Source organism: Streptomyces sp. NPDC005202, from assembly GCF_040608235.1.
Classification (GTDB): domain Bacteria; phylum Actinomycetota; class Actinomycetes; order Streptomycetales; family Streptomycetaceae; genus Streptomyces.
This window is the reverse complement of sequence record NZ_JBEXHW010000003.1, coordinates 442855-461068: the sequence shown is the minus strand read 5'-3', so window position 1 is coordinate 461068 and position 18214 is coordinate 442855. Positions and strand designations below refer to the sequence as shown.

General features: G+C 72.2%; 16 protein-coding genes and 4 pseudogenes. 12 read left to right on the top strand and 8 right to left on the bottom strand.

The window, feature by feature from the left end; all coding sequences use genetic code 11:
- The 4 genes from ABZV31_RS08905 to ABZV31_RS08890 form a co-directional block, all read left to right on the top strand.
- A partial coding sequence (locus ABZV31_RS08905; protein ID WP_355890043.1) for an alpha-glucosidase C-terminal domain-containing protein occupies positions 1-314 on the top strand: 314 nt, incomplete at its 5' end.
- A 29-nt stretch (positions 315-343) separates the two neighbouring features.
- Positions 344-1705 carry a maltokinase gene (locus ABZV31_RS08900; protein WP_355890041.1) on the top strand — a complete coding sequence of 454 codons (1362 nt, stop codon included), beginning with the start codon at positions 344-346 and terminating at the stop codon, positions 1703-1705.
- Positions 1706-1709: 4 nt separating this feature from the next.
- The gene (gene glgB / locus ABZV31_RS08895; RefSeq protein WP_355890038.1) at positions 1710-3932 is read left to right on the top strand and encodes a 1,4-alpha-glucan branching enzyme; all 2223 of its coding nucleotides are present in this window, start codon (positions 1710-1712) and stop codon (positions 3930-3932) included.
- Positions 3933-4100: 168 nt separating this feature from the next.
- Complete coding sequence (locus ABZV31_RS08890; RefSeq protein WP_355890036.1) at positions 4101-5189, top strand: glutamate--cysteine ligase; 1089 nt, start codon at positions 4101-4103, stop codon at positions 5187-5189.
- 20 nt (positions 5190-5209) lie between these two features.
- Here ABZV31_RS08890 and ABZV31_RS08885 read toward each other — a convergent pair.
- Positions 5210-5344 (bottom strand): annotated as a pseudogene (locus ABZV31_RS08885) (DUF6480 family protein); the annotation flags it as partial.
- A 252-nt stretch (positions 5345-5596) separates the two neighbouring features.
- Between ABZV31_RS08885 and ABZV31_RS08880 the strand changes: the two are divergent.
- The 4 genes from ABZV31_RS08880 to ABZV31_RS08865 all read left to right on the top strand — a co-directional run bounded on the left by ABZV31_RS08880 (position 5597) and on the right by ABZV31_RS08865 (position 8824).
- On the top strand, positions 5597-7513 hold the full coding sequence (locus tag ABZV31_RS08880; protein WP_355890033.1) for an AMP-dependent synthetase/ligase: 1917 nt from the start codon (positions 5597-5599) through the stop codon (positions 7511-7513).
- Positions 7514-7656: 143 nt separating this feature from the next.
- Positions 7657-7821: a hypothetical protein gene (locus tag ABZV31_RS08875; protein ID WP_355890031.1), complete on the top strand. Its 165-nt coding sequence runs from the start codon at positions 7657-7659 to the stop codon at positions 7819-7821.
- Between the two features lie 56 nt (positions 7822-7877).
- The gene (locus tag ABZV31_RS08870) at positions 7878-8096 is read left to right on the top strand and encodes a DUF4190 domain-containing protein (protein ID WP_355890117.1); all 219 of its coding nucleotides are present in this window, start codon (positions 7878-7880) and stop codon (positions 8094-8096) included.
- Positions 8097-8389: 293 nt separating this feature from the next.
- Positions 8390-8824, top strand: coding sequence for an ATP-binding protein (locus ABZV31_RS08865; RefSeq protein WP_355890028.1), 435 nt, complete (start codon positions 8390-8392; stop codon positions 8822-8824).
- A 37-nt stretch (positions 8825-8861) separates the two neighbouring features.
- Here ABZV31_RS08865 and ABZV31_RS08860 read toward each other — a convergent pair whose 3' ends face one another.
- From ABZV31_RS08860 to ABZV31_RS08850, 3 genes are all read right to left on the bottom strand, one after another.
- A complete protein-coding gene (locus ABZV31_RS08860; RefSeq protein ID WP_355890025.1) occupies positions 8862-9065 on the bottom strand; it encodes a hypothetical protein in 204 nt (67 codons plus the stop codon).
- Between the two features lie 61 nt (positions 9066-9126).
- Positions 9127-9498: a PRC-barrel domain containing protein gene (locus ABZV31_RS08855; RefSeq protein WP_355890022.1), complete on the bottom strand. Its 372-nt coding sequence runs from the start codon at positions 9496-9498 to the stop codon at positions 9127-9129.
- A 158-nt stretch (positions 9499-9656) separates the two neighbouring features.
- A complete protein-coding gene (locus tag ABZV31_RS08850) occupies positions 9657-10040 on the bottom strand; it encodes an STAS domain-containing protein (RefSeq protein ID WP_355890020.1) in 384 nt (127 codons plus the stop codon).
- Positions 10041-10191: 151 nt separating this feature from the next.
- Here ABZV31_RS08850 and ABZV31_RS08845 point away from each other — a divergent pair.
- Positions 10192-11055, top strand: a pseudogene (locus tag ABZV31_RS08845) (SDR family oxidoreductase); the annotation flags it as partial.
- A gap of 171 nt (positions 11056-11226) precedes the next feature.
- Positions 11227-11742 (top strand): annotated as a pseudogene (locus ABZV31_RS08840) (SpoIIE family protein phosphatase); the annotation flags it as partial.
- Between the two features lie 54 nt (positions 11743-11796).
- Here the strand turns inward: ABZV31_RS08840 and ABZV31_RS08835 are convergent.
- The gene (locus ABZV31_RS08835) at positions 11797-12234 is read right to left on the bottom strand and encodes a methyltransferase domain-containing protein (protein ID WP_355890115.1); all 438 of its coding nucleotides are present in this window, start codon (positions 12232-12234) and stop codon (positions 11797-11799) included.
- Positions 12235-12705: 471 nt separating this feature from the next.
- Between ABZV31_RS08835 and ABZV31_RS08830 the strand changes: the two genes are divergently transcribed.
- The gene (locus ABZV31_RS08830; protein WP_355890017.1) at positions 12706-14079 is read left to right on the top strand and encodes an NAD(P)/FAD-dependent oxidoreductase; all 1374 of its coding nucleotides are present in this window, start codon (positions 12706-12708) and stop codon (positions 14077-14079) included.
- A gap of 116 nt (positions 14080-14195) precedes the next feature.
- Positions 14196-16431, top strand: a pseudogene (locus ABZV31_RS08825) (FUSC family protein).
- Positions 16432-16525: 94 nt separating this feature from the next.
- Here ABZV31_RS08825 and ABZV31_RS08820 read toward each other — a convergent pair.
- The 3 genes from ABZV31_RS08820 to ABZV31_RS08810 form a co-directional block, all read right to left on the bottom strand.
- On the bottom strand, positions 16526-16957 hold the full coding sequence (locus ABZV31_RS08820) for a hypothetical protein (RefSeq protein ID WP_355890015.1): 432 nt from the start codon (positions 16955-16957) through the stop codon (positions 16526-16528).
- Between the two features lie 66 nt (positions 16958-17023).
- Positions 17024-17176 (bottom strand): DUF1206 domain-containing protein, encoded by a 153-nt coding sequence (locus ABZV31_RS08815; RefSeq protein ID WP_355890013.1) that lies wholly within the window; start codon positions 17174-17176, stop codon positions 17024-17026.
- A gap of 28 nt (positions 17177-17204) precedes the next feature.
- A complete protein-coding gene (locus tag ABZV31_RS08810) occupies positions 17205-18071 on the bottom strand; it encodes a SigB/SigF/SigG family RNA polymerase sigma factor (protein ID WP_355890010.1) in 867 nt (288 codons plus the stop codon).
- Positions 18072-18214 lie beyond the last annotated feature (143 nt).

Sequence of the window (18214 nt, the reverse complement as noted above, 5' to 3'; positions counted from 1 at the left end):
TCGAGATCCGCAAGCAGAACCACGCCTTCGGACTCGGCTCGTACAGGGAACTGCAGTCCTCCAACCCGGCGGTCATCGCGTTCCTGCGCGAGTACAAGGACGACCTCGTCCTGTGCGTGAACAACTTCTCCCGCTTCCCCCAGCCCACCGAACTCGACCTGCGCGCATACGACGGCCGGCACCCGGTCGAGCTCATCGGCGGCGTCCGCTTCCCCGCCATCGGTGAACTCCCCTACCTGCTGACCCTCGCGGGACACGGCTTCTACTGGTTCCGGCTCACCCGAGTCGCATCCCGGATCGGCCGACGAGTTTGAGCGTGTGGCCGACGAAAGGAGGCGTGCCCATGTCGAAGACCGCATTCCTCCAGCCGAGCACCACGGGTCTCGCCGGGCCCATGGCCTCGCTCGGCGGTCTGCTGCGCGAGTGGCTGCCATGCCAGCGCTGGTTCGCCGGCAAGGACCGACCCGTCACCGACCTGCGCCTGCTGTCCATGACGGAGCTGTTCCCGGGCTGTCTGCATCTGCTGGTCCACGCCGATCACGCCGGTGTCCCCGCGGCCGCCGGCACTCCCCCGCCCGCCGACTGCTACCAACTGCTGCTCGGCGTACGGGAGCAGCTCGCCCCGCGCCTGCACCGGGCCTTCATCGGCCGGGCCGTGGAGGGTCCGCTGGCCGGCGTCGCGATCTACGACGCGCTGTACGACCCGCGCTCGGCGCAGCTGCTGCTGGAGCGGCTGCGCCACCCCGGCACGGCCGGCCCCCTGCGCTTCGAGGCGGACCGGTCCGTGCCCGTCCCCGGCGGGCTCGTGCCGCGACTGCTGGACGCCGAGCAGTCCAACTCCTCGATCGTGTACGGCGACGAGTTCATCCTGAAGGTCTTCCGCCGCATCCAGCCCGGCATCAACCCGGACCTGGAGGTGCCGTGGGCCCTCGCCCGGCATGGCTGCGTCCGCGTCCCCGCCCCCGTGGCCTGGTTCCGCACCACCCGGCCGCAGGCGGCGACGCTCGGCGTGCTCCAGCCGTTCCTGCCCGACGCCTCCGACGGCTGGACGCTGGCGCTGCGCGCGCTGGCCACCGGTGACGTCTTCACCGCCCAGGCGCACGAGCTGGGGCAGGCGACGGCGGAGGTGCACCTGGCGCTGGCCACCGCCTTCCCCACCGGCGCGCACCAGGAGATCGCACGCACGGCGGCGGGGATGACCGAGCGCCTGGAGGCCACAACCCACTGCGTGCCCGCGCTGCAACCCTACGCGGCCCGGCTGCGGACCGCGTTCGCCGCGCTCGCCAGCTGCGACGCCGGGCCGCCCGCCCAGCGCATCCACGGCGACCTGCACCTCGGGCAGGTGCTGCGGGCCGGACGCGAGTGGTTCGTCATCGACTTCGAGGGCGAGCCGTCCCGTCCGCTCGCCGAGCGTCGCACCGCCGAGTCCCCCGTACGGGACGTCGCGGGCATGCTGCGCTCCTTCGACTACGCCGCCCGGCAGCGCCGCCCCTGGCGCCCGGAGTGGGCGCGCCGCTGCCGGGAGGCGTACTGCGCGGGCTACGCCTCCCGGGCCGGCTGGGACCCCCGCAAGAAACACGCCCTGCTGCGGGCCTACGAGACGGACCGTGCCGTGTACGAAGTGCTGTACGAGGCCCGGCACCGCCCCGACTGGCTCGCCGTACCCATGGCGGCGATCGAACGTCTCGCCGTGAGAGGAGGCTGAACCGGTGGCACTGCGCGACACCCCACTTCCCGAGCCGTCCGTCCCGCTCCCGCCCGCTTCGGGCGCGGACGGGACGGCCCCGCCCCTGGACCCCGCCGACCGTGAGCGCCTCCTGTCCGGTGCCCACCACGATCCGCACGCGCTGCTCGGCGCGCACGCGGTCCCGGGCGGCATCGCCTTCCGGGCACTGCGTCCGTTCGCCCGTGCCGTCGGCGTCGTGATCGACGGTGAGCGGACACCGCTCACTTCCGAGGGCGACGGCCTGTTCTCGGCCGTGCTGCCACTCGCCGCGATTCCCGCGTACACGCTGGTCGTGGCGTACGGGGCCGACGAGTACGAGGTCCACGACCCCTACCGCTTCCTGCCCGCCCTCGGCGAGCTCGACCTGCACCTCATCCGGGAGGGCCGGCACGAGCAGCTGTGGCGGGCGCTCGGCGCGGAGCCCATGACCCACCAGGGTGTGAGCGGCACCCGGTTCACGGTGTGGGCGCCGAACGCGCGGGGCGTCCGGGTGGCCGGTGACTTCACCTTCTGGGACGGGACGGCGTTCCCCATGCGGTCCCTCGGTGCCTCGGGAGTGTGGGAGCTGTTCCTGCCGGGCATCGGCGAGGGGGCGCGGTACAAGTTCGAGATCACCTCGCAGTACGGCGGCCGGCTCCTCAAGGCCGACCCGATGGCGCGCCGCACGGAGATGCCGCCCGCGACGGCGTCCGTCGTGACGGCCTCGCACCACGAGTGGGGCGACCGGGAGTGGATGGCCCACCGCGCCGCCACCCCGGTGCACGAGGCGCCGTTCTCGGTGTACGAGGTCCACCTTCCCTCCTGGCGGCCGGGACTGACGTACCGCGAACTGGCCGAAGAACTCCCCGCGTACGTCAAGGACATGGGCTTCACGCACGTGGAGCTGATGCCGGTCGCCGAGCACCCCTTCGGCGGCTCCTGGGGCTACCAGGTCACCTCCTACTACGCCCCGACCGCCCGCCTCGGCACCCCGGACGACTTCCGGTACTTCGTGGACGCCTGCCACCGGGCCGGCATCGGCGTGATCATGGACTGGGTGCCGGCCCACTTCCCCAAGGACGACTGGGCGCTGGCCCGCTTCGACGGGGACCCGCTGTACGAACCCGGGGACGCGCGGCGCGCCGAGCACCCGGACTGGGGGACGTACGAGTTCGACCTCGGCCGGACCGAGGTGCGCAACTTCCTGGTCGCGAACGCCGTGTACTGGTGCGAGGAGTTCCACATCGACGGGCTGCGCGTGGACGCGGTCGCCTCCATGCTGTACCTCGACTACTCGCGGGACTCCGGCCAGTGGGCCCCCAACATCCACGGCGGCCGGGAGGACCTGGACGCGGTCGCCTTCCTGCAGGAGATGAACGCCACCGTCTACCGGCGCGTCCCGGGGGTGGTGACCATCGCCGAGGAGTCCACCGCCTGGGGCGGGGTGACCGCGCCCACCGACAGCGGCGGTCTGGGCTTCGGGCTGAAGTGGAACATGGGCTGGATGCACGACTCGCTGGAGTACATGAGCCACGAGCCCATCCACCGCAGGTACCACCACGACGAGATGACCTTCGCCATGGTGTACGCCTACAGCGAGAACTACGTCCTGCCGATCTCCCACGACGAGGTGGTGCACGGCAAACGGGCGCTGGTGTCGAAGATGCCCGGCGACTGGTGGCAGCGCCGCGCCAACCACCGGGCGTACCTGGGCTACATGTGGGCCCATCCCGGAAAGCAGCTGCTGTTCATGGGGCAGGAGTTCGCCCAGGGCGGCGAGTGGTCCCAGACGCACGGCCCCGAGTGGTGGCTGCTCGACGACGGCTACTGCGCCGCGGGCGACCACCGCGGCATACAGGACCTGGTGCGCGACCTCAACACGCTCTACCGCGCCACCCCGGCCCTGTGGCAGCGCGACACCCGGCCCGAGGGTTTCCGGTGGGTCGCCGTGGACGCCGCCGACGACAACGTCTACGCGTTCCTGCGCTACGACGCCGAGGGCACCCCGCTGCTGGCGGTGTCGAACTTCTCCCCCGTCGTCCGCCACGACCACCGCCTCGGCGTCCCGGACGACGTCACCGCCTGGTCCGAGACCCTCAACACCGATGCCGCGCGCTACGGCGGCAGCGACGTCACCAACCCCGACCCCGTCAAACCGGAGGACGGGCACCTCCGCCTCACCCTGCCGCCCCTCGCCACGGTCTGGCTGACGCCGTACACCGTCTGAGCCGCACACCCGTCCGAGCCGCACACCGTCCGAGCGGGCCCGTCCCGGGCCGGCCGCCGGATCCGTGCGCCGCAGCCATGTGTCCGACCGCCGTCCCGGGGCAGTCGGGGGTCGTACGACCCGGCGATCCCCCGGCGTCGTGGCAGACGGGCAGAAAGGCGGCAAGAGGTGCGGACCGTCGGAGTGGAGGAGGAGCTCCTCCTGGTCGATCCGGAGACGGGTGTGCCGAAGGCACTGTCCGCCGCGGTGCTCGCCCGGGCCGCGCAGGACGACACGGACCAGGGCGTGTTCGAGAAGGAGCTGTACGGGCAGATGCTGGAGTTCGCCACGCATCCGCAGACGGACATGGCGAAACTCGGCGAAGAGATCGTCCGCTGCCGCAAGGAGGCGGCCCGGCACGCCGGGGAGATCGGCTGCGCGGTGGCGGCGCTGGCTGCCTCCCCGCTGCCGGTCAGCCCGTCCATCGGCATGAACCGCCGCTACCAGTGGATGGCCGTGCAGTACGGCATCGCCACGCAGGAGCAGCTGGTCTGCGGCTGTCATGTGCACGTGGCCGTGGAGTCCGACGAGGAGGGCGTCGCCGTCGTCGACCGCATCCGGCCCTGGCTGCCGGTGCTGGTGGCGCTCAGCGCGAACTCCCCTTTCTGGCAGGGCCAGGACTCCCGCTACGACAGCTACCGCAGCCGGGTGTGGGACCGCTGGCCGTCGGCCGGTCCGACCGAGCTGTTCGGGTCGCCCGAGCGGTACCACCGGCGGGTGGCGAACATGGTGGCCACCGGCGTCATTCTCGACGAGGCGATGGTGTACTTCGACGCGCGCCTGTCCCAGCGGTACCCGACGGTGGAGGTCCGGGTCGCGGACGTGTGTCTGCACGCGGAGAACGCACGGCTGATCGCCATGCTCGTCCGCGGACTCGTGGAGACCGCCGCACGCGAGTGGCGGGCGGGACGGGAGCCGGCGGACCACAGCGTGAGCCTGCTGCGGCTGGCCGCGTGGCAGGCCGCGCGGGCCGGACTGGCCCGGGAGCTGCTCCACCCGGCGACCATGCGGCGGCTGCCGGCGGAGTCGGTGGTGCGGGCGCTGCTGGATCACGTCGGCGACGCCCTCGCCGACGCAGGCGACCTCGGCCGGGCACGCGAGGCCGTGGCCGAGTTGCTGCGGCGCGGCAACGGCGCCCGGGTGCAGCGGGAGCTGATGGAGCGGACCGGGAGCCTGCGGGACGTCGTCACCGAGTGCGTGCGCCACACCCAGGGGTGAGGCCCCGCGGCCACCGGCCCTCACAGGATCAGGACCAGGGCGTACACCAGGAAGAAGGCCGCGACCAGCACGACGAGGGCGAGGATCAGGGTGAGCGGCGCCTTCGCCCGGCCCTTGGGCGGGTTGTGCGTCTCCCCGGGGCCCCGCCTCGGGTAGGCTGCTCTCCGCGGGCGAGGTCCCGCCCGGCGGCACGCTCCCGCCGGGTTCCAGCCCGGGGGTCCGTTCCGGTTCGGGATCCGAATTGACGTCACTCGTGCCTCCCGAGTCCCCGAACGGGCCGAGATCACCAAAACAGGGTTACTTCCCGGTTCCGGGCACCCGCCGCGCTCCGACTGGGCTACATTCGACCAGCGTCGACAACGGTACTCGTCGGCGGAGTAACCCTCCGTACACACCAGGAGCAGTGCATGCGCGGTTTCGCCCTCGCTCCGCCCGCCGTCTCGTCCCTGACCGGCGGGCTCGCCGACAGCATCTTCGAGACCGCGGAGATCCATCCGACCCGGCCGGTGCTCGCGCGCCGTCCCGACCCCGCCTCCTCCGTGTGGGAGGAGGTGACCGCCGCCGAGCTGCGCGACGAAGTGGCCGATTTGGCCAGGGGGTTGGTCGCCTCCGGGATCTCGCCGGGTCACCGCGTGGCGATCATGGCGCGCACCCGGTACGAGTGGACGGTGCTCGCCTATGCGCTGTGGGCCGTGGGGGCCGAGGTCGTCCCGATCTACCCGGCCTCGTCGCGCGACCAGGCCGAGTGGATCCTGCGGGACTCCGGGTGTGTGGCGGTGGTCGTCGAGGACGAGCAGGGCGTCATGACGGTCGGCTCCGTCTGCGCGACGCTGCCCCGGCTGCAGCATGTGTGGCAGCTGGACGCCGGGGCACTGGCGCAGCTGGTGGAACGGGGAGCGTCGATACCGCTGACCACGGTCGACTCGCTGCGCCGGATCGTGCTGCCGGACGCGACGGCCGTGATCGCCTACACCTCCGGCACCGCGGGCCACGCCATGGGGTGTGCGCTGAGCCACCGCGCGCTGGCGAGCCCCTGCGACACGCTGCTGGCGGGCTGGGGCCACACGGCCGCGCCGCCGGGCGAGCAGGCCTCCGTCCTCGCCTTCCTGCCGTTCTCCCACGTGTACGGCCTGATGATCCAGGGCCTGTGCATCCGCGGCGGCATCCTGATGGCCCACGAGCCCGACATGAGCGAGGCGGCGCTGTCGTCGGCGCTGCGCACCTTCCGGCCGACGTACTTCTATGGCGTGCCGTCCATGTTCGAGAAGATCTACAAGAACTTCCTGCGCACGGCCCAGCAGGCGGGTCGCGGCGCGCTGTTCGAGCGGGCGGCCGGCACGGCGCGGGACTTCGCCGCGGCCCTGGAGCGGCAGCGGCTGGGCCGCGGCCCGGGCCCCGGGTTCGACCTGCGGCTGCAACACGCCCTGTACGAGCGGACGGTGTACCGCAAGCTGCGGGCCGCGCTGGGCGGCAGAGTAGTCCGCGCCACCTCCGGCGGCTCACCGCTCAGCCGCGAACTCTCGCTGTTCTACGAGGGCATCGGCATCTACGTGCACGACGGGTACGGGCTCACGGAGACCGCGGGCGGGATCACCATGCAGCCGCTGGGCCGGGAGAAGTCCGGGACCGTGGGCAAGGCCCTGCCGGGCACCGAGATCCAGGTGGCCGACGACGGGGAGATCCTGGTGCGGGGACCGTCGGTGTTCCAGGGCTACGTCAACGACGAGGCCGCGAACCGGGCCGCGCTGCGCGGGGGCTGGCTGGCCACCGGGGACATCGGGCACCTGGACGCCGAGGGATACCTGACGATCACCGGGCGCAAGAAGGACATCATCATCACCAGCAGCGGCAAGAGCGTGGCCCCGGCGCTGTTGGAGCAGCGGCTGCGGATGCATCCGCTCGTCCACCAGGCGGTGGTCGTGGGCGACAACCGCCCCTGCGTCGGGGCGCTGATCACGCTGGACCCGGAGTTCCTGGCGCACTGGCGTGCGGCGCTGGCGCTGCAGGGGGACACGCCGGGCCGGGAGGCGCGCGAGCAGAACGCGCTGCGGGAGGAGATCGGACGGGCGGTCGCGGCCGCCAACAGCGCCGTGTCCCGCTCGGAGTCCATCCGGGTCTTCCGGGTGCTCCCGGAGCCCTTCGACGTGGCCAGCGGGCTGCTCACGCCGTCGATGAAGCTGCGCAGGGACGCCATAGTGCGGCACTACGCGTTCGAGATCGACGCCATGTACCAGGCACGGAACCGCACACCGCGTCGGCCCGTGCCCCACGAACCGGCGGCCGACTGGGCCGACTGGGACGACTCCGACAACGTCTTCCGCTGACCAACTCACCGCGCGCAGGCGTGACTTCTCCGCTTCGGGAAACCAGTGTCGGCAGTGTCGGCATGTTCCCGACATGCCGAACTCCGATTGCTGCAGAACCTCTCCCGATTCCCGCCGAGCCGCTTCGGACCGGGAGGTGAGCGGTGCTCTTCCTCGTCGCGGCACTCCTGCTGCTGGCCGTCGTCCTCGGATCGGTGGCCTACCTGCCCTGGCCCGTCACCCTGGCTGCCAGTGCCGTCATCGTCGTGTGGCTGGCCGTTTTCGCCGTGCGTGAACGCCGGCGGCGGAGCCGAGCGGGGAGGGCCTGACCGGTGCGGTGGACAGCGCCGCCCCGGCGCAGCACCGGAAGGCGGACACCGAGGGCATGGCCGTGTCCTCCTTCGTGCTGGGTCTGGTCGGTCTGGTCGTGCTGAACCTGGTGCTGGGTCCCGTCGCGATCGTCCTCGCCCTGGTGGCCCTGCGCAGGGGCACCCCACGCCGTTTCCGGGCGCTGATCGGGCTGGGCCTGGGCATCGCCGACCTGCTGGTGCTGGCCGTCCTGCCGGCGGTCCACCATGGCGCGTCCTGGACGGCCTTCGGCTGAGTCCCGGGCCACACGATCCGCGAGCCGGGTCCCGGGCCGGGACCGGCGCGCGGATCAGCGCCTGCGGCCGCGGACAATCCCGCCACAAACGATCTGGCACCCGCCCGCCCCGGTGGGGTGCAGGGCCGGCGAGGCAGCGGCGGCCCCGTGCTGTGAAGGTCCCGTGCTGCGAAGGTGCTGAGACCCGTCCCACCGGACACCCACGCGTAGGCTTTGCGCCCACGGGAACTAGACAGTGGGACGCAAGGGAAAGAAAGGACGACGCCCTGCTGACGCCGGGCCGGGAAGGCAATATGGCAACCGAGCCGCGTGGGGACGACACACTGGCCTCCGAGGGAATTCCGAGCCGCACCGCTCGCTTCGCGGGCGAGCTGCACCATGTCACGGGTGCGCGCCTGGCCGCGGAGGAGTTCCTCGACGACCTCGCGCGCTCCGCTCCGCCGGCGGCGCCCGAGCACTGGGACGACATATTGCTGGTGGTCACGGAGCTCGCCGCGAACGCGGTCCAGTACGCGCCGGGTCCCTTCGAGCTGCGCATGCGCCGCACCTTCGACGGTGTGCACGTGACGCTGAGCGACACCAGCACCACGCCGCCGGCACCGCGCCCGTTCCACCCCAGCCGCGGCAGTGGCGGCATCGGCTGGCATCTGGTCCACACGCTGTGCAACCAGGTCAGCGTCGTCACCAACGACCACGGCAAGGACGTACACGTCTTCCTGCCCTGGTGAGCCGGGGAGCCGGCACACGTCCGGACGGTACGAACGCTCAGCCCTGCGGCGACTGCCCAAAGACGTCGCGCAGCGGCACCAGCACACTGATGGCCTTGCCGCCCCAGGGACGCCTGTCGATGGCGATCTCGCGCGCGAGCCGGATGATCAGGGGCCAGCCGTATCCGTTGCCGTGGTGACCGAGGGGAAGATCGCCGGCCCCGTATGCGACCGCCGGGACGACGGCGCTGTTGTCGTGCACGGCCAGCAGCCCTCGGGGTTGGGAACCGTGTGCAAGCCCGCGAGTCCGTCGCCGTGCCGGGTCAGGCCGTGGTGGTCTCGCGCGGCGGCAGCCGGTGGTAGTAGTCGCCCACGCTCGTCAGGTACTCCGGGTCCAGGGTCTCGCTGTCGGTCCGGAAGCGGGGCGCCGCCTTGACCTCCCCGCGGGTGTAGGCCACCGCTATCCTCCGGTCCTCCGTGTCGATGCCGGTGACGACGCCGACCGGCACGAGGACGCTCTTGCCGAACACCCAGACACCGGTGTCGACGACCAGGTGCCGCATGCCGAAGTGGTCGGCCTGCCGGTCCACATGGCCGATCGTACCGTCGGTGGCGACGACGGCGAAGCCCGTCAGGTCCAGCCCCTCGACGGCGCCGACCTGCGGGGCGTACGACCAGATTCTGTCGATGGCCACGCTGCTCCTTCCTCCCCGGGCGAATGGACGGGTCGGGAACCGGTGGACGGACGGTCCACGCCCGGCTCCACAGCACCAACTACCCTGCTGCCGCACTGGCATTCGGAGCGTTTCGGCCCGCGCGCACCTGCCCGGAGCCGGGCCCGCGCCGGGCGTGTTCAGCCCGTGCCCGGCCGCCGCTGCTCGGCTGCGTCGTGCGCGGGGGCGGTGAGCCACTCGAGGGTTTCCGTCATGTCGAGCAGGCGCTCCAGTACGGCAGGGCGCGCGTCCCGGTGAAGGCCGACGCCCGCCTCGTCCGTGCGGCGCCGGATGAGCAGCAGGGCGGACAGGCCGGAGGAGTCGACGCTGTCGAGCCGCGAGAAGTCCAGGTGCAGCTCGGCCATCGGATGCCGCGCGGCATGCCGCCGGGCGAGCAGCGAGGTGACGGTCTCCACGAGTTCGCCGTGCGTCGCGTAGTCGAGGTCGCCGGCGATGCGCACCACGACCGAGGACGGTCCGGATTCGGCGGTGAGGCCGAACGGCGATGGCTGCGAGGCGGTCATCCGCGTTTCCGGGGCCGGGGTTCTTCAATGCAGCAGTGTGTGCTGGTCGAACGCCTCGAACGCCAAGCGGGACGCCTGGCGCCGTCCGCTGCGCGGAGCGGGCGGGGTGCACGTCCAAGCTCTGGGCAAAACCCGTCCGTGTACCCGGGTTTTGCCTCCCACGACGCAGCACCCTCGGCCGGAGTTCCCGCAGCAGGACCAGGAACACCCGGGCTGGACCGGGCCCATGGGCCCGCCACCGGACCACGGGGAGGACTCGTACCGGGGCAGCGACCAGCTCACGGGTCGCAGGACGCTGCTGACGGGCGGCGACTCGGGCATCGGCCGGGCCGTGGCGATCGCCTTCGCGCGGGAGGGGGCCGACGTCGTCTTCACCCACCTGCCCGAGGAGGAGAAGGAGGCCTGGGAGACCGCCCGGCTGGTCGAGGAGGCCGGGCGCACGGCGGTTCCCGTGGCGTGCGACATCCGCGAGGAGCGGCAGTGCCGGGAGCTGGTGGACCGCACCGTCTGCGAGTTCGGCCGCATCGACGTGCTGGTCAACAACGCGGCCTGTCAGATGTCCCAGCCGGACGGCATCGGGGCCATCTCCACCGAGCAGTTCGACCGGGTGGTGCACACGAACCTGTACGGCACGTTCTGGCTGTGCAAGCTGTCGCTGCCGCACATGCGCGCCGGGGCCTCGATCATCAACACCACGTCCGTGCAGGCCTACAAGCCGAGCCCGCATCTGCTCGACTACGCCATGACCAAGGCCGCCATTGTCACGTTCACCCAGGGGCTGGCGCAGATGGTCGCGGAGGACGGGATCCGCGTCAACGCCGTCGCTCCCGGGCCGGTGTGGACGCCGCTGATTCCGGCGACGCTCCCGGACACCCGGGAGTTCGGCAAGCAGGCGCCGCTCGGGCGGCCGGCCCAGCCGGCCGAGATGGCACCGGCCTACGTGTTCCTCGCCTCGCAGCGAGCGAGCTTCCTCACGGCAGAGATCCTCAACGCCACCGGCGGCACGCCGCTGCCGGCTCGGCGTGCTGTCCGTCATGATGGCGTCGGCCGCCGCGGCCCGGGGAGCAGCTCGCCGAACTCGCCGAGGTGGCGCGGGCGCCCGGCCACGAGGTGGTCGTCGCCGAGCGCGACACCGACCTGTATCTGACGGGCCCGCCGCACGGACCGCCTCACATTCGCGGCGGAAATGCAGTGGCAGCTGCTGCCGGCCCGCTCCTGTTCCGGTCCCGAGTACGCGCTCGGCGCCCAACTGGAGCCCGCCTACGGCATCTTCGGTGACAACGTCGACTGGTCCGCCACCGCCGACCGGCTGATGCTGTGCCTCACCAATGGCACGGGCGAGGGCATCGAGGCCTCGCTGCTGACCAACCTCGGCATCAACGCGCTGCGCAACGCGCGCCGGGCGGGCATCCCCGTCGCGGACCAGGCGGCGCTCGCCGACCAGGCGATCTACGCGTACTTCGGCGGGCGGGCCTACCTGTCCGTGCTGCTGCTGGACCTGAGCTGTCCACCGGGCGCATGCAGGTGGTCGACGCGGGCTCCCCGCGGATGCTGCGCGTGCGCGACCGGGCCGTTCACCGCCGTCCCCTTCGAGCAGCAGCTCCCGCTCGGCATGTTCGAGGAGACCGACTACGTCGCCCAGGAGTTCGCCCTCCGGCCCGGCGACCGGCTCGTCTTCGTCAGCGACCGCGTCTACGCGGTCGCCGCACCCGGCGGCGAGCAGTACGGGGAGCGCGCCCTGATCCGGGCCATCGGCTCAGCCGGCCTGCTTCTCGGCGACCGCGCGGTCCGCCTCCGTCAGGTGCTGGAGCACCCGTTCGCACCACAGGACGTTCACCGACGCGTCGGGCAGCGGCAGCGCGAGCGCGTCGCTGTCCGTGAAGCGGGCGCGGCTGCCGGCCGCGGCCGCCCGTTCCTCGGCGACGGCACGCAGCCCGGGGTTGGGTTCGATGCCGAGCGCGTCGCCGTCCGGGCCGACGGCGTCCGCGAGCCGCCCGGTCTGGCAGCCGGTGCCGGAACCGACGTCGAGCGCGCGTTCCCCGGCGCGGACGGCGAGCGCCTCGTACGCCCAGGCGCGCAACCGCCGTACGCCCGCGGCCGCGTCCTGCTGGTCCAGCGCGGCCACCAGCCGCTCCACGTCCACGGCGGCAATGTTCTGCTTGCGGAACCCCGATACGGGCTCTGTCTCCCCCATGCCGAGCACTCCAGGCCCGGCGGGAGCGGTACACCGGGCAGAGCCGGGAAGCCGCGGGCGCGTTACGGCAGCCGTTCTCGGGCAGCCGCCGACGCGGTACGCGCCCGGCCTCGGGAACGCGCCGCCGAGACAACGCCACCGGGCCTCGGGAACGCGCGGGCGCGACTAGCCACCCGGCCTCCGGAACCCGCCCGCGCGACACGCCACCCGGCCTCCGGAACCCCGCGCGATACGGCGCCGATCTTGGGAACCGTCAGGCAAACCGGGCCACGCGGTGTCCTGGGCGGCCGGATCACTCGTGCCCGGTGCGCTCGCAGCCGGTGGCAGGCATGGTGGTGTTCGACGGGTTCGTCCGCCTACCGTGCCGGGCCGGCGGCGTGTCCGAGGGCACGGTGGGATCGGTGAGGTACGAAGCAGCGATCCGGGGCAGGCGCAGGACGTCGAGGCAGACCGCCTGGAGCCGCAGAAGGGATGAACACCGTGACACGACCCAGGATCCTGGTGGTTGGCGCAGGCTTCGCGGGAGTGGAGTGCGTTCGCCGCCTGGAACGCAAACTCGCCCCCTACGAGGCCGACGTCACCCTGCTGACGCCGTTCGCCTACCAGCTCTACCTGCCGCTGCTGCCCGAGGTCGCCTCCGGCGTCCTGACGCCCCAGTCGATCGCCCTCTCCCTGCGCCGCAGCAAGAAGTACCGCACCCGCATCATTCCGGGCGGGGCCATCGGAGTGGACCTGAAGGCCAAGGTCTGCGTCGTCCGCACCATCACCGACCGGATGGTCGACGAGCCGTACGACTACATCGTGCTGGCCCCCGGCAGCGTCACCCGCACATTCGACATCCCGGGCCTGACGGAGCACGCCTTCGGCATGAAGACGCTCGCCGAGGCCGCCTACATCCGCGACCACGTCATCTCCCAGCTCGACCTGGCCGACGCCAGCGAGGACCCGGCCGAGCGCGCCTCGCGGCTGCAGTTCGTGGTGGTCGGCGGCGGGTACGCCGGCACCGAGACCGCCGCGTGCCTGCAGCGCCTGACGCACGCCGCGGTGAAGCGCTACCCCCGGCTGGACCCCGGCCTGATCAAGTGGCACCTGATCGACATCGCGCCGAAGCTGATGCCGGAGCTGGGCGACAAGCTGGGCCGCAGCGCCCAGGAGATCCTGCGCCGACGCGGCATCGAGATCTCACTGGGGGTATCCATCGCGAAGGCCGGGCCGGAGGAGGTCACCTTCACCGACGGCCGGGTGGTGCCCACCCGCACCCTGATCTGGACGGCGGGCGTGGTGGCGAGCCCGCTCATCGCCACGCTCGGCGCGGACACGGTCAAGGGCCGGCTGGCGGTCACCGCCGAGATGTGTCTGCCCGGCCACGACGGGGTGTTCGCGCTCGGCGACTCCGCCGCCGTGCCCGACCTGGCCAAGGGAGACGGCGCGGTCTGCCCGCCGACCGCGCAGCACGCCATGCGGCAGGGCAGGAAGGTCGCCGAGAACGTCATCGCGACACTGCGCAACCAGCCGATGCAGCCGTACGAGCACAAGGACCTGGGCCTCGTCGTCGACCTCGGCGGCAAGGACGCCGTCGCCAAGCCGCTGGGCGTCGATCTGAGCGGGGTGCCCGCCCAGGCGGTGGCCCGCGGCTACCACCTTGGGGCGCTGCGCACGAACGTCGCCAAGACCCGGGTCCTGACGAACTGGCTGCTCAACGCGGTCGCCGGGTACGACTTCGTACGCACCGGCTTCCAGGCCCGCAAGCCCGCCAAGCTGAAGGACTTCGAGTACACCGACACGTATCTGACGCGGGAACAGGTGCAGGAGCACATCGAGAGGACGCGGCCGCGGGAGCTGTGACGCCGCGCGCGGAGAGTGCCGCCGGGTACGGCCGGGCCGCGACGGGCGGACCGGCCGTGGCGTGCCATGCTGGGGAAGCGGATCATCACCGGGGGAACGGGAGAGAGTACGGCGGCGTGAGGGCAGCGGCGGGGTCGGTCTGGGCGCGGCTGAGGGATCGCATCGCGGCATCCGATCCCGGGCTGCTGAGGCTGGCCGCCGGGTCGCGGACGGCGGGCGCCATCGCCCTGACGCTGGCCGTCCTCGGCGTGCTGGGCGCCCCCGTGACCCATCTGGTGGCCGGGGCGATCGCGTCGATGGTGGCCACCTTCGCCATCCGCGAGAAGCAGCGCCGCCGGCAGGCCGTCACGCTCGCCCTCGGTCTTCCCGTGGCGCTGGCGTCGGTGTCGCTGGGTGCACTGCTCAATTCCCGGGCCGTGGCCGGTGACATCTTCTTCGTCGTCCTGATCTTCTGCGCCGTCTACGGGCGCCGGTTCGGTGACCGGGGCACCGCGCTCGGTCTCATCGGCTTCCAGATCTACTTCCTGTCCCTGTTCGTCGGCGCCACCGTGGCGAAGCTGCCGGGGCTGTACGGCGTCATCGCCATCGCCTTCGCCTGCAGCGCCTTCGTACGGTTCGTGGTCGTGCACGAGACGCCCGCGGGCATCCTGCAACGGCTGCGGGAGGCCTTCCGCGTGCGCCTGGCCCAGCTGGTGTCCGCGCAGCTCGAACTCCTCGACGCCGGTCCCGACGAGGTGGACAAGGCCCTGGAGGCCGTGCGCGAGGGCACCGCCCGTCTGCACGAGACCGCCATGATGATCCAGGGGCGGCTGGAGGACGGGACCTCCGACGAGGCCGTGGCCCGCCTGGTGCAGCGGCGGATCGCGGGCGCCGAGATCGCCGCCGAGCGGCTGGGGCTGCTCCTGCTCAACGCCCGCAGCGCCGAGCGGGCGAACACGCTCACCCTGCACCTGCCCGGCGCGCCCGTGCCGTCGGGCGGCCACCTCCCGGTGCGGGACGAGGCGACCGACATGCTCCGCCGCGACCTCCAGGCGCTGCGGGCGCTCGTGCGTCGGCCGGTCGGGGAGGGCGGCGGGACCGGGCTGGCGCACGTGCGCAACCGCCTGCTCGGCTACCGCGACGAGGAGAATCTGCCGCGTCCAGGACGTCTTCCGCGGCATCGGCGAGACCGCGCGGGCGGTGCTCGGGCTCCGTCTCGCGCTCGACGGACCGCAGGACGAGTCCGACGACACGCCCGCGACGGCCCGATCGCGGGAGGAACTCGACGCCGAGAACGCCGCCATCGAGGGCGCCGAGGAGGGCGAACGGGCGGACGAGCAGCCCGCCGGGCTGCAGCGGCCCACCACACGTGCGGCCGTGCAGGTCGCCGTGGGTTCGGCCCTGGCCATCGTCGGCGGCGAATTCCTCTCCAGCCAGCGCTGGTACTGGGCGGTGCTGACCTGCTGGATCGTCTTCGTCAACACCTCCTCCACGGGCGAGATCGTGGTCAAGGGCTACCGCCGCCTGGTGGGCACCGTGCTCGGTGTCGTGGCCGGTATCGTGCTGGCGGGGCTGGTCGGGCCGCACATCTGGACGGCGCTGGCGCTGGTGCTGGTGTTCGTGTTCGCGATGTTCTACACGGCCCCGCTGTCGCACACGCTGATGTCCTTCTTCGTGACCGCGGCGCTCGGGCTGCTGTACACACTGCTGCACAAGTACAGCCTGGAGGTGCTCGTGCTGCGCGTGGAGGAGACCGCGCTCGGCGTGGCGTGCGGGATCATCGCGGCGGCACTGGTGCTGCCGGTGCACACGGACCGCCGTACGAACGAACTGCTCGTCACGGTGCTGGAGCGGCTCGCCGACGTCACCGACGCCGCCGTCGACCAGCTCAGCGGCGAGCCCGCCACCGACCTGCTCGACAAGGCGCGCGACCTCGACAAGGCGCTCGGTGACCTGCGGGCGGCCACACAGCCGCTGACCCACCCGATCACCCCGCTGCGGGCCCGACGCAACACGGCCCAGTACGTCGTCGCGCTGCTGGAGACCTGTGCCTACCACGCCCGTTCCCTGGCCGCGACCGCCGACCTGCTGCCCACCCATCCCTCGATCGCGGCGGAGCCCCGCCTGCGTCAGGCCTGCCGCCGTATCACCCACAACATCGCGGCGATCGCCGCGCACGTCGCGGACGAACACGCCACGGCCGAGATCGAGACGGGGCCGAGCATCGCGTCCCTGCTGGAGCCTGAGGCGCCCGGCGCACCGCGCTACGGCCGGATCACCGACCGGGTGCTGCGGCATCTGCAGCGCCTGGACGAGGCCGTGGTCGGCCTGGCCCGCCCGCTGGGCGTGCCGGTGGCGACGCCGAAGCGGTGACGGACCGGGCCCTGTCGGTGGGGCCGTGTCGGTGCGGGCCAGGCCGGAGGTCCGTGCCGGGGAGCGGCCGAGCAGCAATCCTGTCGCCGTGGGGTCAGAAGTCCGTGGGCAGATCACTCACTTCGGCGATCTGCCGCAGTTCCTCGGTCTCCCGGTGCCGGTCGCGGATGTAGTCGGCGATCTCGGTCAGACGTGCCGGGTCCGATGCGGTCGCCGCGTCGGTGACCACCCGGACCGGGCCGGTCTCGTCGATGTCCAGCACGACCAGTTCGTTGTCCAGCCTCCCGGTGACCGCCGTGGCGATGACCAGGGCGGCCTCGTCCCGTATCTCCTGGGGCACCCCCTGCGCCTGGGCGGCGTCCAGCGGGAAGTCGACGGTGGCCGGGCCCTGCTCGTCGATCGCCCGAAGAACCGGGTCGACCACGGTGTGCAGGAGCTCGTAGTCCTCCTCGGGCATCCGGATGCGCAGTAGGTCGAGGTACACCTCCACGGCCCGGCCGTTGGGCGAAAGCTCGTCTTCGTTCATCCGGTCCGTGTTCCCCGCGCGAGGCGGCTCAGACCCGACGCGGGGAGGACAGCAGAAAGAAGCTGGTCAGAACCCGCCCCAGCGCAAGAACAGGCCGAACAGCACCAGGCCGGCCGCGACGAGCACCAGCAGCCACGGGCCGAACGGCGTGTCGGCGGGGAACGGCCCGGAGCAGGCTCGGCCGTGCGGCCACCGCACTGCGGTGGCCGCACGGTTCACGAAGCGCTCGGCGTCCCGGAGGCAGGGCTCAGGCGGTGGCCGGACGCGGTCCCGTGCCGCTGCGGCGCTTCGCCCGTTCGGTCAGCACCTCGTCGCGGACGCGGGCGCAGCTGCGGCTGATGAGCCGGGAGACGTGCATCTGGGAGATGCCCAGCCGGTCGGCGATGTGGCTTTGTGTCATGTCCTCGAAGAAGCGCATATAGAGAATGGCGCGTTCACGTTCGGGAAGCCGGCGCAGTCCCTCCTTCGCGGACTCGCGGTCGACGACGACGTCGTACGAGGAGTCCGACGCGCCGAGGGTGTCCACGAGGCTGTAGCCTTCGCCGCCCGCCGACAGCTCGGCGTCCAGCGACAGGGTGCTGAAGCTGTCAAGAGCCTCCATCCCGGTGCTGACCTCTTCCTCCGTCAGCCCGGTGTGGGCGGCGATGTCGGCGACCGAGGGCTCGGGGCTGCCGGGGTTCTGCGTCAGCTCACGGCGCGCCACGCGCACCTTGTTGCGCAGCTCCTGCACCCGCCGGGGCACCCGGAGCGCCCACATCCGGTCCCGGAAGTGCCGCTTGACCTCGCCGGTGATGGTCGGCACGGCGTAGCTCTCGAAGGCCCCGCGGTCCGGGTCGAAGCGGTCGATCGCCTTCACCAGCCCCAGTGCCGCCACCTGCCGCAGGTCCTCGATCGACTCCCCACGGTCGCGGAACCGGCCGGCGATGCGGTGTGCCATGGGCAGCCACGCGGTCACGAGTTCGTCGCGGACGGCGTCCCGTTCGGGTCCGTCCTCCAAAGTGGCCAGACGCTTGAAGAGGGCTGCGGTGTCAGGGGCGTCGTCGTGCGGCCGACGGGCGGGAGCGGCCTGGTCTTCGGGCGTGCCGGGACGGCTGGTCGACATATCGATGAGCATGCGGAATCGCTCCTGAACGGTGGTCTTCAGGGAATTACCGCGGAAGGGGTAGTGCTGTCCGGTGCACCTGGAGGGCCTCCCGGAGCAGCCATACCGCTCCCGCTGGCGCGCCTCCGGTCCGAAGCACGAGATTCCATCTGCCC

Coding starts and splice junctions, on each gene's coding strand:
- ABZV31_RS08830 (WP_355890017.1), top strand. CDS start 12,706: ATGAACACCGTGACACGACCCAGGATCCTGGTGGTTGGCGCAGGCTTC.
- ABZV31_RS08810 (WP_355890010.1), bottom strand. CDS start 18,071: ATGCTCATCGATATGTCGACCAGCCGTCCCGGCACGCCCGAAGACCAG.
- ABZV31_RS08880 (WP_355890033.1), top strand. CDS start 5,597: ATGCGCGGTTTCGCCCTCGCTCCGCCCGCCGTCTCGTCCCTGACCGGC.
- ABZV31_RS08865 (WP_355890028.1), top strand. CDS start 8,390: ATGGCAACCGAGCCGCGTGGGGACGACACACTGGCCTCCGAGGGAATT.
- ABZV31_RS08850 (WP_355890020.1), bottom strand. CDS start 10,040: ATGACCGCCTCGCAGCCATCGCCGTTCGGCCTCACCGCCGAATCCGGA.
- ABZV31_RS08900 (WP_355890041.1), top strand. CDS start 344: ATGTCGAAGACCGCATTCCTCCAGCCGAGCACCACGGGTCTCGCCGGG.
- ABZV31_RS08820 (WP_355890015.1), bottom strand. CDS start 16,957: ATGAACGAAGACGAGCTTTCGCCCAACGGCCGGGCCGTGGAGGTGTAC.
- ABZV31_RS08870 (WP_355890117.1), top strand. CDS start 7,878: ATGGCCGTGTCCTCCTTCGTGCTGGGTCTGGTCGGTCTGGTCGTGCTG.
- ABZV31_RS08835 (WP_355890115.1), bottom strand. CDS start 12,234: ATGGGGGAGACAGAGCCCGTATCGGGGTTCCGCAAGCAGAACATTGCC.